Origin of the sequence: Kordiimonas laminariae (genome assembly GCF_023008165.1) — a bacterium.
Classification (GTDB): Bacteria; Pseudomonadota; Alphaproteobacteria; order Sphingomonadales; family Kordiimonadaceae; genus Kordiimonas; species Kordiimonas laminariae.
On the sequence record NZ_JAKQZA010000002.1, the window covers coordinates 207,992 to 222,543 of the forward strand.

At 45.4% G+C, this 14,552-nt stretch carries 12 protein-coding genes; 8 read left to right on the plus strand and 4 right to left on the minus strand.

Annotated elements, in window-relative coordinates; genetic code table 11:
* The first annotated feature begins 118 nt into the window (after positions 1 to 118).
* The 3 genes from MF542_RS04385 (at position 119) to MF542_RS04395 (ending at position 4,694) form a co-directional block, all read left to right on the plus strand.
* Positions 119 to 496, plus strand: coding sequence for a BlaI/MecI/CopY family transcriptional regulator (locus MF542_RS04385; protein ID WP_247016356.1), 378 nt, complete (start codon positions 119 to 121; stop codon positions 494 to 496).
* Positions 489 to 3,419, plus strand: coding sequence for a M56 family metallopeptidase (locus tag MF542_RS04390; protein WP_247016358.1), 2,931 nt, complete (start codon positions 489 to 491; stop codon positions 3,417 to 3,419). Before MF542_RS04385 ends, MF542_RS04390 begins: the two co-directional genes overlap by 8 nt.
* Before the next feature lie 108 nt (positions 3,420 to 3,527).
* The gene (locus MF542_RS04395; protein WP_247016360.1) at positions 3,528 to 4,694 is read left to right on the plus strand and encodes a dipeptidase; all 1,167 of its coding nucleotides are present in this window, start codon (positions 3,528 to 3,530) and stop codon (positions 4,692 to 4,694) included.
* 2 nt (positions 4,695 to 4,696) lie between these two features.
* Here MF542_RS04395 and rimK read toward each other — a convergent pair whose 3' ends face one another.
* Positions 4,697 to 6,094: a 30S ribosomal protein S6--L-glutamate ligase gene (rimK, locus tag MF542_RS04400; protein ID WP_247016362.1), complete on the minus strand. Its 1,398-nt coding sequence runs from the start codon at positions 6,092 to 6,094 to the stop codon at positions 4,697 to 4,699.
* 216 nt (positions 6,095 to 6,310) lie between these two features.
* Between rimK and MF542_RS04405 the strand changes: the two genes are divergently transcribed.
* A complete protein-coding gene (locus MF542_RS04405) occupies positions 6,311 to 6,499 on the plus strand; it encodes a hypothetical protein (RefSeq protein ID WP_247016364.1) in 189 nt (62 codons plus the stop codon).
* On the opposite strand, the gene MF542_RS04410 is transcribed toward MF542_RS04405, so the two are convergent.
* Positions 6,496 to 6,951 (minus strand): YaiI/YqxD family protein, encoded by a 456-nt coding sequence (locus tag MF542_RS04410; RefSeq protein ID WP_247016366.1) that lies wholly within the window; start codon positions 6,949 to 6,951, stop codon positions 6,496 to 6,498. The two genes, MF542_RS04405 and MF542_RS04410, sit on opposite strands and share 4 nt — an antisense overlap.
* 65 nt (positions 6,952 to 7,016) lie before the next feature.
* Between MF542_RS04410 and MF542_RS04415 the strand changes: the two genes are divergently transcribed.
* On the plus strand, positions 7,017 to 7,595 hold the full coding sequence (locus MF542_RS04415; protein ID WP_247016368.1) for a hypothetical protein: 579 nt from the start codon (positions 7,017 to 7,019) through the stop codon (positions 7,593 to 7,595).
* A gap of 27 nt (positions 7,596 to 7,622) precedes the next feature.
* Here the strand turns inward: MF542_RS04415 and MF542_RS04420 are convergent, their stop codons facing one another.
* The gene (locus MF542_RS04420; RefSeq protein WP_247016369.1) at positions 7,623 to 9,086 is read right to left on the minus strand and encodes a flavin-containing monooxygenase; all 1,464 of its coding nucleotides are present in this window, start codon (positions 9,084 to 9,086) and stop codon (positions 7,623 to 7,625) included.
* Positions 9,087 to 9,308: 222 nt separating this feature from the next.
* Between MF542_RS04420 and MF542_RS04425 the strand changes: the two genes are divergently transcribed.
* Both MF542_RS04425 and MF542_RS04430 read left to right on the plus strand, forming a co-directional pair.
* Positions 9,309 to 9,704 (plus strand): VOC family protein, encoded by a 396-nt coding sequence (locus tag MF542_RS04425; RefSeq protein WP_247016371.1) that lies wholly within the window; start codon positions 9,309 to 9,311, stop codon positions 9,702 to 9,704.
* Between the two features lie 94 nt (positions 9,705 to 9,798).
* A complete protein-coding gene (locus tag MF542_RS04430) occupies positions 9,799 to 10,518 on the plus strand; it encodes a hypothetical protein (protein ID WP_247016373.1) in 720 nt (239 codons plus the stop codon).
* Positions 10,519 to 10,521: 3 nt separating this feature from the next.
* On the opposite strand, the gene MF542_RS04435 is transcribed toward MF542_RS04430, so the two are convergent.
* Positions 10,522 to 10,836 (minus strand): hypothetical protein, encoded by a 315-nt coding sequence (locus tag MF542_RS04435; RefSeq protein ID WP_247016375.1) that lies wholly within the window; start codon positions 10,834 to 10,836, stop codon positions 10,522 to 10,524.
* Positions 10,837 to 10,949: 113 nt separating this feature from the next.
* On the opposite strand from MF542_RS04435, the gene MF542_RS04440 reads away from it, so the two are divergent.
* Complete coding sequence (locus MF542_RS04440; RefSeq protein ID WP_247016377.1) at positions 10,950 to 14,540, plus strand: hydantoinase B/oxoprolinase family protein; 3,591 nt, start codon at positions 10,950 to 10,952, stop codon at positions 14,538 to 14,540.
* The last annotated feature ends 12 nt before the right edge of the window (positions 14,541 to 14,552 follow it).

Here is a 14,552-nt window from a genome sequence, read left to right on the forward strand (position 1 = left end):
TTAATCGGCCTGCAACGATGAATATCAGCGCTTCATCTCTGAATAGAAATTTTTCGCTTGCCTTACTACTACACCTGTAGTATCCATTCTCCTACACATGTAGTAGTGGAGAAATAAAGTGGCAGGTAACATTAAGCTAAGCGAGCAGCAATATCAGGTCGTACAAGCTCTCTGGAGTATGGGAGAAGGCTCAGCCCGCGATGTTCAAGCAAAGTTGTCAAATCTAGGCTTGGCACACACCACGATTGGTACAATCCTGTCGAGACTAGAGAAGCGTGAAGTACTCTCCTCACGTACTGAGGGACGTCAAAGGGTATATAAAGCTCTGATCACCGATGGTGATGTAAAACGCTCGATGGTCTCCAACCTGATTTCCACACTCTTCAAAGGCGATAGCAAAGCCTTATTAGCTCATCTGGTGAGCGAAGGTGACATTCATAAATCTGAACTGGACGATATAAAATCACTGTTAGATGGGGGTAAAAAAGATGCTTGATTTCTTTATGGACTTTCCACTGTTTGATCTGCTTGTCAAATTCATGATCGCAAGTTCTACTCTTTTACTTCTAGTTTGGGTGATGGAAAAAATCAGGCTCATCAACACACCGGATTTAGCGGAGAGAGCCTGGAAAGCGGCTATTGCTGGTTCGTTTATTGCCGTTTTACCTTTTACAAATCTAATTTCTCCAGAAGTCGTTATCAACGACAGAAACATGGTAGAAATCGCGGGCGACATTGCGGAACGTCGTCCTCTCCTAGAAATTTCAACAAAGCAATCTTCTGGTATTGGAGCGTTAGAGGAAAAGCAGACAGCACAAGAAAAACTGGATGCTACAATCCTGGAAGAGCAGCGTAACTTGTTCCCTGCTCCTACAAAACCTATTCAAGATACACTGCCTATTCGGGAAGCAGCTCCAGAAGAAACTCGTACATCTTTTTATGAATTGAGAACGATTGATTTAGCGGTCGTGACCTGGATTGTGCTTGGTTTACTTGCCGTAACGGGCCTTTTGCTTGGATACCGCAGTGCCATTCACAATTTAGGTAGCCGCGTTCGTGTTGGCGCTGAAGAGAATGCCAATCTTGTTCTTCGTGAAATCTGCGAAGAAGCTGACATCAAACACGTTCCTTATCTAAGCAAATCAAGTGATATCAACAGCCCGGTATGCTTACCAAAGCGTGAAATTTGCTTACCTGACTGGGCTTTTGAAACAATGCCACGAGATGAGTTTAAAAGTCTTTTGGCACACGAAATTGGGCATATGCTGAGAAAAGATCCGCAGATGCTGATCGCCCTTCAGCTTTTAACCCGCTTCTTTTTCTTTCAACCGCTATTTTTACTGGCGCGCAAGCGGTTGACAGATATTGCAGAACTAGCCGCAGATGAATGGGCTGCAAGCCGCATTCAAAGCAGCCGTTCAGTAGCAAACGCACTATATACATGCGCCACAAAAATACATGAGACACGACATATAGAATGGGGATTAGCAATGGCTGGAAACAAGTCAATCCTGAGGCACCGGGTGGAGCGTCTTCTGAAAGCAGAAGACACTCCATTCAAAACAAGCGCTAAATCTGCAAAGGCACTTGTTAGCGTGGGCGTTATTGGTCTGAGCTTGGGCATCCCAAGTATCCAATTCGCCGGCGCAGGCAATAGCGAGTTCAACGCTTTTGAACCACTAGAACCAGACTTTACCAATATTCGCAATGAAGCCGAACCTAATCTAGGCGAACTGAAAACCTTTGAGATCAAGGCTCCTGAAGTTGCTGTAGCAACCGCTAACGCTGGAGACATCTCAGCGATTAGCCTTGAAGGTGGCAAACGCGGCATCACCTTTGATCGCAAACGCGATTCAGGTAATATGAATTGGCATGATGGTAAAGACCGCATCAATGTACAGTGGAAAAAAGGATTTTCCATTGATCATAAAGACAACACTATTTCTGTTGTTAACGGTGGTCAATTCACCCTGAAATCGGAAGATAAAAACGGTGATGAAAGAAAAATCCGCATCAAGAACGTCGGGGGCGATCGCTCGGTAACATACTGGGTTGATGGCGACAAAACCAAGTTTGATGCAAAGGGCCAAAAATGGCTAAACGCCAGTCTGGAAAAACTATATTCATATGGCTTTGAAGCAAAAGAACGCATCAAGTATCTGGTGAAAGCCAAAGGCGCCAAAGCCGTTATTAAAGAAATCAATGGCTTTGAAACTGACTATGTGCGCCGTCTTTACATCTCGGGCCTAGCGGCAACAGCGAAACTGAAATCAGGCGAGGTTTCTGATCTCATTAAGGCCACTTCAAAGATAGAGAGCGATTATGAAATGCGCCTTGCTTTCTCTGGTTTGCTTCGTTCCGAGAATAACATTCCATCAAGCATGCTGCCAAAAATCATTAAGGCCGCTAAGGCAATTGATAGCGACTATGAAAAACGCTTGCTAGCAGATACTTTTATCAAACGCTTTGACATGGACGATAAAAATATCCGCAATCTCATTGATTTGGCATCTGACATCGACAGTGACTATGAACTTCGCTTGATGCTGGCACAAGTTCTAGATAGCCAAACCGTTAATAAAGATAACATTGAAAAACTTATCGAGGTTGCCGCTAAACAGATTGATAGCGACTACGAAATGCGCCTTCTTCTCTCTGAGGCTCTCAAAAACGGTAGCCTAACTTCTAAGGGTATAAACCTTACTTTGGAGGCAGCTTTTGAAACCATGGACAGTGATTACGAGAAACGCCTTCTTCTAAGCACCCTTATTCAACATAACAAACTGGGTGTAAACGACTGGCTGAAGGTGATTGAAGCAGCTGCACTAATCGATAGTGACTACGAAAAACGTCTAATCCTGAGCAAGATCAAACGTCAGATGCCGTCTTCGCGCCAGCTAAGTGAAGCCATGGAAGAAGCTATCGACACCATTGGTAGCGACCATGAGAGACGTTTGGTTGCCGGAAAGGCTGATAAAGAAAGAGCCGTACGCGCCGCTCGTGCCGCGAATAATGAATGGCGCACCCAACTTCGTGAATTACGTGATGTTCAACGCCAACTGGTCAGAGAACAAAGAGAAGTCGAGCGTGAAATGAACCGCGTTATGAAGGAAGCTGAACGGCTCAAGAAAGAACTCGATAAAGGGCAACTAAATCGCTCAAAAAATGAAAAAGAACTCGAAAAATTCCTGGCCGAACAAGAAGAAAAGTTCCTGGAATATGATCGTCTTCTTAATGAACAGTCCGGTCTGAGAGATCACATTGGCAACTTAGCAGGTGCGCTTGCTGAACTAGAAGTAAGTATGAACCAAATACAATTATCGAAGAAGCCAGTACAGGCTCCTCGCCCGGCGGTTCAACCACGTAGTTCAGTGCGTCCATCACCTGCACCAAGGACACCGGAAACCAATACTAATTAATCAGGAATTTATACTTCTGTAACCAACTTGGGGGCTTTCAGCCCCCTTTTTTCTTGCCGCGTATAAAAAGTACCATACAGTTACAGGTAGCAAATAGGGGGATAGATCATGAAGTTGCTGAAAAAACTATCGATAGGTCTAGTTGTTATTTTACTGCTAGCATATGGTGCTGGCCGTATCTTTGGACCAAAAGCAATTGATAGTAAACTCAACCCCTTCCTTGAGTATAATGCATCCCCGATATCAGCAGAGCCCCAAGCATTTCATGATAGTCTTACCATCATGGATTGGCATGCTGATAGCCTGCTCTGGAACAGAGACTTCCTGAAGCGGAATGACTATGGCTTGGTAGATTTACCGCGCCTGAAAGAGGGTAACATCAGCATACAAATGCTTACAACAGTTACTAAGTCTCCGTCAGGTCAGAATGTGCATTCCAACAATGCTGATACCTTTGACAATATCACCATGCTGGCCGCTATACAGGGCTGGCCTCTATCAACTATCAACAGCCTTCTGGAACGCGCATTATATCAATCTGATAAGTTGACTGATTATGTTGTTGCTTCAGAAGGGCAGCTTGCGTGGATTCGTAACCAAAAAGATTTCAAAACTTACCTAAACAGTAACGGTGGCAGTGTTGCGGTATTGCTTGGTACCGAAGGTTCTCACCCCTTAGAGAGTAACATCAACAATATAGACCGCATGTATAATGCTGGCTTCCGCATGTTTGGGCTTACTCATTTTTTTGATAATGCTCTGGGCGGCTCGCTCCATGGTACCAGCAAAGCGGGATTAACCGATTTTGGAAAAGCGGCCGTTAAGCGCTTTGATGAGCTGGAAATTATCATTGATTTAGCCCATGCCTCAGAGGAAATGGCATATGATGTGCTCTCCCTTTCCAATAGACCGCCCGTTGTATCTCATACTGGCCTCAAGGGCGCATGTGATACCCCTCGTAATTTTTCTGATGACCTGATGAAAGCTATTGCCGCCAAAGGAGGCTTGATCGCCATCGGCTTCTGGGAAACGGCAGTATGTGATCCAACACCCGCTGGCATTGCTAAAACCATCAAATACGGCATTGAACTTGTAGGCGCAGATCATATTGCACTAGGTTCTGACTGGGATGGTTCTGTACAAGCTATCCCAAGCAATATGGTTCCCCATATCACCGCAGAACTTCTGAAACTTAATGTCAGCAAAGAAGATATCCGCAAGGTAATGGGAGGCAACAGTATTGCCTTCCTCCAAACATGGTTACCTAAAGACTAAGTTTATTTTTTTGTGCGAAGTGAACCTACAATTGGCCGCACATTCGCTTCAATATGATCAATAATTTTCGCTGCCACATCCTTTTTGGAAGCTTTCTCTATCCCTTCCAGACCAGGAGAACTATTCACCTCAAGAACAGCTGGACCAGAGTTTGTTCGCAACAGATCGACCCCTGCTACTTCCAATCCCATCACACGAGCTGCTTTCACAGCAATTTCCCGTTCGGCTTTAGAGATTCTCACCGATTTTGCGCTACCTCCCCGGTGCAGATTAGAGCGGTAATCACCGTCTTCGCTTTTACGGATCATGCTAGCTACAACCCGCTTACCAACAACAAAACATCTTAAGTCCTGCCCCGCGGCTTCTTTCACAAATTCCTGAACCAGAAAATTGGCATCAAGGCCTTGAAAAGCACTAATTACCGCTTCCCCTGCCTTCTTTGTTTCAGCAAGAACAACACCACGCCCTTGTGTACTTTGTAGAAGCTTCACCACCAGTGGTGACCCGCCAACCAAATCGATCAAACTATCTGTATCTTTTGGAGAACTTGCAAAAGCTGTTGTTGGCATAGGAATTTTATGACGCGCTAAAAGTTGATGTGCTTGAAGCTTATCTCTTGATGCACCAATGGCTGCAGCACTATTCAAACAATAGGCCCCCATAGCCTCAAACTGCCTGACAACTGCCATACCGTAAAATGTAAGCGAAGCTCCAATCCTGGGGACCACTGCATCAAATGCTGGTAGCGGCACACCGTCATAGTGCACCTCTGGCGCATGGCTCTTGATATCAAGATAACAACGCCTTGTATCGACCAAGGCAACAGTATGCCCGCGGGCTTCCGCTTCCTCTTTCACGCGTTGGCTTGAATAATTGTTTGGTTCCCGAGTTAACACTGCAATATGCAGAGGCCGCTTGATAGGTTTCGCTTTTCTTAACCCTTTATAGAGATCATATGAAAGCTCTCCTTGCAGACATGACATATCAGGCTTAACGGCAACAACACCACCTGCTACACCCTCTTCTAATGCTTGGCGCCCCAACAACATGCGGTAGGCCATGTTTTCCCGGTTCGCGAGTGTGATTTGAATTGGAAATTCTTTATCTCCAATCCTGATAGGTGTTTCAATTACATATCGCAGTTCTGCCTGACCATTAGAAGATGTCACTTCACGTCGATCAACAAGTTCAGCAGAGCAATAAACTTCAATATCTGGCCGATCTGGAATTGGATGAATACCAAAGCGAACCTTCGGCTTTTCATCGCTACCAAATGGCTGAATTGTAAACGCATGGAGTGAAGATGTTCTTGCCCCTGTATCAACCTTCGCCTTAAGCGCCGGCAAACCTAAATTCGGTAACGCTAACCATTCTTCCCAACCAACTTCAAAACCTGACATAAGCTTTCACCTAGTAATAAAAAGATTGCGCCCTTTAATCTCATTTTTTTTGCAGATCAATATGAATTAACAACCCCAATGATTAAAACTGTGTGAATGTATTAATTTCTGCGCCCTCACATTAAAAATAATTAAATTTTTATACAAATCTATACAGCGCACCCAACATTTGGCAAAAGAGTAAAAAACAAGAATCACATGCTTTTAGAGTAGATTATGGTAAATACTGTTTCTTCAAATGCTGGAATCCAAGCACGCCCCGCATCCATCAATCTTGATGTAACACCGCAAAGAAAGCCCAAGCTAGATATTCAAACCGTGCCAGAGAGCAAAGTGCGTGTTGAACCAGCACCAGGTGGGTCGGCTGGCCAGGGAAAAGGCCTGAAAATCGATATCAGTGCTTAATGTTGTTTTCGCAGCTGTTCTTGCGCCCAGCTTTCAAGGGCACTTAGAAATCTGGAACGGTCTTTCCCAGTAAAGCTAGCGTTATACCCTTTATCTTCCCCCATATCACGGAGCTGAGACTTCAGCTCTCTCATGGCAATTGCCATGCCGATATTATCCTCGGTGAAAGGTTTACCACCGTGCCCGATAACAGTAGCGCCTTTTTCGAGACAGCGAGAAGCCAGTAGAATATCGCCTGTTATGCAGATATCACCGTCACCAGCCTTTTCTGCAATCCAATCATCCGCTGCATCAAAACCTTCAGAGACCACCACCTTGTTGATTTTCGGACCGACAGGAAGCCTAAGCCACTGGTTGCTTACCAAATGCACAACCAGATCATGCCTATAAGCAACCTTTAAAACCTCTTCCTTCACAGGACAGGCATCCGCATCAACAAAAACTTCCAGCATTCATAGGCCTTTATTTTTTTCTAATTATTCGTCAAACTCGCTACAGATTATTAAATGGGATCGCAATGAAAAACTTTATCTTTGTCAGCGCTTTGGCAACTCTAATTACGTTTACCACGTTAAATAACCCTCTCGGTGCGCAAGAAGCTCCATCGCAACCCTCACAGCCAGATCAGCAAGCTCAAATCAAAAAATCCATCAACCATATGCTAGCTCGAGCACAGCTCGTTCGGTCCTTAGCAGCTGAGCATCACCTTTATATCCTTGCGAATAGAGAAGATCAGATCATAAGGCTTATCGAAGATGCCTCGCAAGTAATGGCCTATAATCTTATCTGCGAAGATGAAACCATGGATAATCAGGCACTAAATGACATCGCTACCGATGTCACATTCAAAATTGCTGTTATGGCTGGAAAATCAACCATCGCAAAACAGCTAGAGGGTATCAGTCAGCAAATTACTATGGAATCGCGTATGGAACTGGTAGGTGACATGGCAACCACTGTATTAATGTTTGAGGTAGGCAGGCGTCGCGGTCTCTTTGATGCACTCCTAACAGATTTCGGCAACAAGCGCTTCTGCGCAGGCTTACAAGCGGATGTAAGAAACCGCTATAATGAACTCATTTCCGAGATGGAATAAAAAAGGCCGGGGAAACCGGCCTTTTACTTAGGATGTTGCAAACTTATATTCGCTTGGCTTCACCTTCTTCATTTCCTTTCGGAAATTCACAGTCCCTCTCGGCCAAAGTGTGAAGATACGGCCATCTTCATCTTTGTACCAGCTTTTACAGCTGCCGTGCCACACGGTACCTTTAAGGTCTTCAAGCAATTTATCATCAAAAGCTTTTGCAGCTTCTTCTGTTGGCTCAATCGTTGTGCAGTTTTTCTTCTTCAGCTCATCAAGGCATTTCACAATGTACTTGGCCTGTGCCTCAATGATGAGAATAATACTGTTATGCCCTAGCCCACTATTGGGCCCAAGCATGGTGAAATAATTTGGAAAACCCGGCATTGTAAGTGTGCGGTGTGCACGGATACCATCCTTGAAATATTCACTTAGCTTCAAACCGTCTCGCCCAATTACTTCCTGACTGTCGAACAAACTGAAAGGCTTGAAACCAGTGGCATAAATAATGGTATCCACCTTGCGGCTTTTTCCTTCTGTAGAGGTAATGCCCTTAGGTGTTATCTTAGCCACGCCTTCGGTAATCAGTTCCACATTATCTCGCTGAAGTGCTGGATAAAAAGTATTGGAAGCAAGAATACGTTTACAGCCCACTGGGAAATCTGGCGTTAGTTTCGCACGTAATTCAGGGTCTGGTACTTGCTCTTCCAGATGCTTCATTGCCATTTTCTTTGAATAATTCGCAATCCATTTATTGCCCCGGAACATCGGGAAACGCATTTCAAAAAGCGAATAAATAAACAAGCGGTGCAATTTTGCTCTGAGCGGAGATTTTTTAAACTGTTCTTTTTTCTCTTCAGGGTATTCCATATCTTCCCGCGGCATCACCCAGTTTGGTGTGCGCTGGTAAACATCCAGATGTTTCACCTTATCTACGATTTTCGGGATAATCTGCAAAGCACTCGCTGCGGTACCGATAATAGCAACATTTTTGCCTGTCAGATCATGGTCATGGTTCCATGCAGCAGAATGGTAGCTCACCCCATCAAATTTCTCGTGCCCCGGGATATCCGGATAATTGGGAATATGAAGGCCACCAATACAGCTAACAACAAAATCAAATGTTTCTTTGTTGCCGTTTTTAAATTCCAGATGCCACGCGCCTTCCTTGAATTCTGAATGGACCAGTTCATGCCCCGGCACGAAATAATCATAAAGACCATATTCTTTTGCAACACCAAGGCAATATTCTTGAATTTCACCACCTGGGGAGAAAACTTTGCTCCAGTCAGCTTTTGGGGCAAAGCTGTAACTGTATAGGTGTGAAGGAACATCACAGGCTACACCGGGATAGGTATTGTCGCGCCATGTACCACCAATTTCATCGGCTTTATCGAACATTTTAATGTTCGTGTACCCAGCTTCTTTCAGCTTGATAGCCATACACATGCCAGAAAAACCAGCACCTATAATCGCAACCCTTGGCGATGCATTTCTGTTTTGCATGTTTTACTCCCCGGAAACGCTGCAAAGCATTTTAATTGATTCCATTAAATTTATAAAGCCTATTATAAACATTAATGTCAATAAGAGACTTCCAATACTGACACTTTCCGTCAGCTGAACTGAATGCAGGTTATTTACATATGCCTGTACAGCCCCCTAAACTTCCTCTTCAAACAAACTAATGCATATTTACGTAACGTAAAGTGATTGAAGGGGGTTTTTATGTTTGATCATTTAAGTACCTATGCAACTGACTATGAGAAAACCAAGGCTTTTTATGAAACGGCTTTCAAGGCACTTGGTCATAGCATCCAAACAGAAATGAAAGCTGATTGGGATCAGGATTTCCCCGGGCGCCGTATGTGTGCTTTCGGACCGGAAGGTAAACCTGCATACTGGATTATAGAGGTGAAGGAGCCTGTCTCTCCCCGTCATGTCGCCTTTTCAGCCAACAATCGCTCGAGCGTATTCTCGTTTTATGAAGCTGCTTTGTCTGCTGGAGGCAAAGATAACGGTGCACCTGGGCCTCGCCCCATGTATCACGAGCACTATTTTGGCGCTTTCGTGTTTGACCCAGACGGCAACAATATCGAAGCGGTATGCCATTTACCTGAATAAGATAATTTCGGATTAAACTACCTATACAAAAAACTTGAAGCCTATCCGATTAATCTGCACTATCAGAATCATTCTCAGGTTAATCGGATCAGAAATGTTGCTCAGTTATTTTAAAGCAATTTCTCAAATCGTGCTTATCGCCTTCCTAAGCTTACAGTCTTGTAGACTGGATGCTCAGGAAGCCGCGCATGCTATCCGAGTGGTTTCTGGCGGTTATGAAGCCATAGAGGCCGATAGAACCCAGAAACCCATAGCCGGTCCAAGAACTGATGCAGTTAAAACTTTCCTTAAATCAAAGGGGCTGGATCTGGATATTGAAACCATGCTCTGGAGCCGGGCTTATAACCTTACTGAGAACACAGAAGATGTCTTAATCTATCCCTTAACCAGAACCACTCCTCGGGAAGATCAATTTATCTGGATTAAGAAAATTGATGAACACCGCTTCAATTTACTCGGCCACGTTGGAGCCAACCCAAACCAACTCAGTAAAGCCGAGATTACCTCCGGTAAATATTTTGCGGTGTGCGAGACCAACACTAGCAATTGCCAGATGTTACTGGAATTTGGCTTTAAAGAAGAAAATATCTTTAGAGTAAGCGGCATTGAAGTTGACCGTGTGGTTCAACTACTCGCGGAAGGACGCGCCAGTTTCATGATGGAAAACTGGGGTATCGTAAAGAGAATTATGGACCGATCACCAGAGCTGCAAGGCATGATCGTTCGGGTTCACGATATTGAGGTAGTTCAAGGCGATTATCTAGCTGCAAAGCAGCTATCTGTCGGCGCCAAGGAAAAACTGGATTTAGAATAACGTCTAACCAAAAGCTGGTACATCCCGCTTCATATCAGGTTCTTCATGAATGAAGGTTATCGCAATCGTGCCTTTTATCTCTTTGCTCTTCGGTAACGGCGCTTCAGCGACATGAGGCGTAAAATCACCTTCTTCCAATTTAGATAGAAAACTCGTCAGGCCTTCGTAAGGGATCTCAAATGCGATTGATGCTGCAACATTGGAAAAAAGCTGGTGTCCAGAAACCCATCCATCAGAACTATTTACAGCATCCACCAGATCGCTAATTGCCTGATTTCTCTCACGCTTAGTATATATCTCTATCTTCAGAAGGCTCATACATATCCTTTAGATCAGCATAAGATAAACTCTTTAACAGCCAGCAATTTCTAACTTCTCCAACTCTATATTGTTTGTTAACTCTTAGCTAGGGAACTTGGAGGACAAAATATATGAACGCGAAGCAATGGCAGTTTTGGGTGGATCGCGGCGGCACTTTTACGGATGTGGTAGCACGCCACCCTGAAGGTCAGCTTACAAGCCATAAATATCTTTCTGAAAATCCGGAACGCTACGAAGATGCTGCCGTGTTTGCCATGCGCGAAATTATGGAAGTTCCCAAAAAAAACCCTTTTCCTTCCGATCAGGTTGCCTGCATTAAAATGGGCACAACTGTTGCCACCAACGCACTACTCGAACGCGAAGGCGAGCCCACACTGCTTTTGATCACCAAAGGCTTTAAGGATGCCCTGTTGATTGGCCAGCAACACCGGGCAGATTTATTCGCTCTAAACCCTACACGCCCACAGCCGCTTTATTCTCATGTCGTAGAAACAGAGGAAAGAGTTGACGCGCACGGTGAAATCATCACGGAGCTGGACGAGACCTCTGTTCGCATCTCGCTACAGGCTGCGTATTCAAAAGGTATGCGGAGCGTTGCTATTGTTTTCATGCATGGATACCGCTTCCCCGGTCACGAAAAAGCGGCGGCAAAAATCGCATCCGATATGGGTTTCACTCAGGTGTCTACAAGCCACCAAGTAAGCCAACTGATGAAGCTAGTTTCCCGCGGTGACACTACCGTGGCTGACGCTTACCTGTCCCCCATTCTCCGCCATTATGTAAGCAAAGTGAAAAAAGCTGTTGGTGATACGCCACTCTATTTCATGCAATCAAATGGTGGTCTGGCTGCTGCGGATAGTTTTGAAGGAAAAGACGCCGTATTATCAGGCCCAGCAGGCGGCATCGTCGGGGCAGCAAAATCCGGCGAACGCGCCAATGAAAAGCACCTGCTTGGTTTTGATATGGGCGGTACATCAACAGATGTAAGCCATTATGCTGGTGAGTATGAGCGTGTTCTGGATACAGTTGTTGCTGGCGTCCGCATGACAGTTCCGATGATGGATATCCACACAGTTGCCGCAGGCGGCGGCTCCATTTGCCAATTTTCTCAGGGTCGTTTCCTTGTTGGCCCTGCTTCAGCTGGCGCTAACCCTGGTCCTGCAGCATATGGCAGAGGTGGCCCTATTACCGTTACAGACTGTAACGTTGCTATCGGCAAACTTCAGCCAGACTTATTTCCAAATGTATTTGGTAAAGACGGTAAACAACCTTTAGATACTGCAGCCGCGCGTTCTGGCCTAAAAGCAATCGCAAAGCAGATCAAAACTGAAACTGGCCAAGAACTAACGATTGAAAATGTAGCAGAAGGTTTCTTGGCAGTTGCCGTTGAACATATGGCACGTGCAATCAAAAAGGTATCAGTGGAACGCGGACACGATATCAAAAACCATGCCCTTCTATCCTTCGGCGGTGCCGGCGGGCAGCACGCATGCCTAGTTGCCAGTGCGCTAGGAATTGATACAGTTGTGATACCACCCTTCTCCGGCGTGCTTTCAGCACTAGGCATGGGGCTCGCTTCTCAAACCACGATCACTGAAAGAGCGCTAGAATGCCTTCTGACGAAAGAAGCCACCCTTAATTCTGCTGTAGAAGAACTAACTAAAGCCGTATCAAATAAACTGGCTGCCCAAGGCGTTCCGAAGAAAACCCAAAGCCACAGGCTAACCATTCATGCCAAATATGAAGGAAGCGACAGCACGTTAGCCGTTCCTTTTGGAAACCATGGTGACATGCAAGCAGCATTTGAAACCGCTCATAAGCAGCAATTTGGTTTCCTTGATAAAGACCGCGCTATTATCGCCCAAGCTCTTGAAGCTGAAGCATCTGGCGGTGAAAGCACATCTGCCCTCAATATTCGTGCTTCAGGGAATTGCACCACTGCACTCGCTGAGAGGCAGGTTTACATGTGCGGAAAGGAACGTGAGACGAGTATTTTTCACAAGGAAAGCCTTCAACCGCACCATCCTGTTTCTGGGCCTGCAATCATTCTCGAAAATGGTGGTACAACTATTGTTGAACCGAACTGGACTGCTACGCTTGAGGAAAATGACACCCTGAAACTCACTAAAACAGGGGAAAGCAAAAAACAACATCAGGTCAGCGATACGCCAGATCCAATTCTTCTGGAAATTTTCAACAACCTCTTCATGTCGGTTGCCGAAGAAATGGGTGGCGTTCTTGCTAAAACCGCTCAATCGGTGAATGTGAAAGAACGCTTGGATTTCTCCTGTGCCGTATTTGATAAAACTGGCAACTTGATCGCGAATGCCCCTCATATGCCGGTGCACTTAGGCAGTATGGGGGAAAGTGTAATCGCCATTCTAAGGGCCCGTGCAGGCACTATCAAACCCGGTGATGTTTTCATGGTGAATGATCCATATGCTGGTGGCACCCATCTGCCCGATATCACAGTTATTACACCTGTTTTTCTAGATGACGCGCGCAAACACCCATCATTCTTTGTAGCGTCTCGTGGCCACCATGCAGATATTGGCGGTATCAGCCCCGGTTCTATGCCACCAAACTCACAAACCATTCAGGAAGAAGGTATTCGGTTCACAAACTTCGAACTCGTGAAAGAAGGAGATTTTCAAGAAGCGACTACGAAAGAAGCACTTGCATCTGGATCCTATCCAGCACGTAATATTGAACAAAATCTTGCCGACCTGAAAGCACAGATTGCCGCCAACACCAAAGGCATGTCGCAGGTTATAGCCCTTGTGAAAAACTTTGGCGAAGATGTAGTTGATAACTATATGGGTCACGTTCAAAATAATGCAGAAGAAGCCGTAAGGCGTGTGATCGCTGACCTTAAAGACGGCGACTACAGCTACCCAATGGATTGCGGGGGCACCATCAACGTTTCAATTACTGCCGATAAATCCACTCGTTCTGCAATTGTTGACTTTACTGGCACCAGCAAACAGTTGGATGGCAATTTCAACGCTCCTCTTGCCGTTACCAAAGCGGCAGTACTTTATGTTTTCCGCACACTTACTGGCGCCGATATTCCGCTAAATGCAGGATGCCTTAAGCCGATTAAACTAATCGTTCCACAAGGCTCTATGTTGAACCCTATTTCCCCAGCCGCCGTTGTCGCAGGTAACGTAGAGACAAGCCAAGCAGTCACCAATGCCTTGTTCCTTGCAACAAATGCTGTCGCAGCCTCTCAAGGCACCATGAATAATTTCACCTTTGGAAATGATACCTATCAATATTATGAAACGATTGCTGGCGGCACAGGCGCAGGACAAGGCTTTGGCGGCACCGCAGCGATCCAAAGCCATATGACCAACAGCCGCTTAACTGATCCCGAAGTATTGGAATGGCGGTATCCAGTAAGGCTCCTTGAATTTTCAGTAAGAGAAAACAGCGGCGGCAAAGGTAAATTCACAGGAGGGAACGGCGCCAGACGTATCATAGAATTTATGGAACCAATGGAAGCTTCCATACTTTCAAGCCACCGCATTAAAGGAGCCCCCGGCTTAAACGGAGGTGACCCCGGCGAAATTGGCTCCACCATAGTTCACCGTAGAGATGGCACCACAGTGACATTTAATGCATCCGATAGTGCAGCACTAGAAGCCGGTGATATTATTGAAATCAATACACCTGGTGGAGGCGGTTACGGCTCTTATTGATAAAACAATCAA

What these genes read in the sequence shown, in the direction of transcription:
- MF542_RS04390 (WP_247016358.1), top strand. Translation starts at nt 489, where the DNA reads ATGCTTGATTTCTTTATGGACTTTCCACTGTTTGATCTGCTTGTCAAA.
- MF542_RS04395 (WP_247016360.1), top strand. Translation starts at nt 3,528, where the DNA reads ATGAAGTTGCTGAAAAAACTATCGATAGGTCTAGTTGTTATTTTACTG.
- rimK (WP_247016362.1), bottom strand. Translation starts at nt 6,094, where the DNA reads ATGTCAGGTTTTGAAGTTGGTTGGGAAGAATGGTTAGCGTTACCGAAT.
- MF542_RS04405 (WP_247016364.1), top strand. Translation starts at nt 6,311, where the DNA reads ATGGTAAATACTGTTTCTTCAAATGCTGGAATCCAAGCACGCCCCGCA.
- MF542_RS04410 (WP_247016366.1), bottom strand. Translation starts at nt 6,951, where the DNA reads ATGCTGGAAGTTTTTGTTGATGCGGATGCCTGTCCTGTGAAGGAAGAG.
- MF542_RS04415 (WP_247016368.1), top strand. Translation starts at nt 7,017, where the DNA reads ATGAAAAACTTTATCTTTGTCAGCGCTTTGGCAACTCTAATTACGTTT.
- MF542_RS04420 (WP_247016369.1), bottom strand. Translation starts at nt 9,086, where the DNA reads ATGCAAAACAGAAATGCATCGCCAAGGGTTGCGATTATAGGTGCTGGT.
- MF542_RS04425 (WP_247016371.1), top strand. Translation starts at nt 9,309, where the DNA reads ATGTTTGATCATTTAAGTACCTATGCAACTGACTATGAGAAAACCAAG.
- MF542_RS04430 (WP_247016373.1), top strand. Translation starts at nt 9,799, where the DNA reads ATGTTGCTCAGTTATTTTAAAGCAATTTCTCAAATCGTGCTTATCGCC.
- MF542_RS04435 (WP_247016375.1), bottom strand. Translation starts at nt 10,836, where the DNA reads ATGAGCCTTCTGAAGATAGAGATATATACTAAGCGTGAGAGAAATCAG.
- MF542_RS04440 (WP_247016377.1), top strand. Translation starts at nt 10,950, where the DNA reads ATGAACGCGAAGCAATGGCAGTTTTGGGTGGATCGCGGCGGCACTTTT.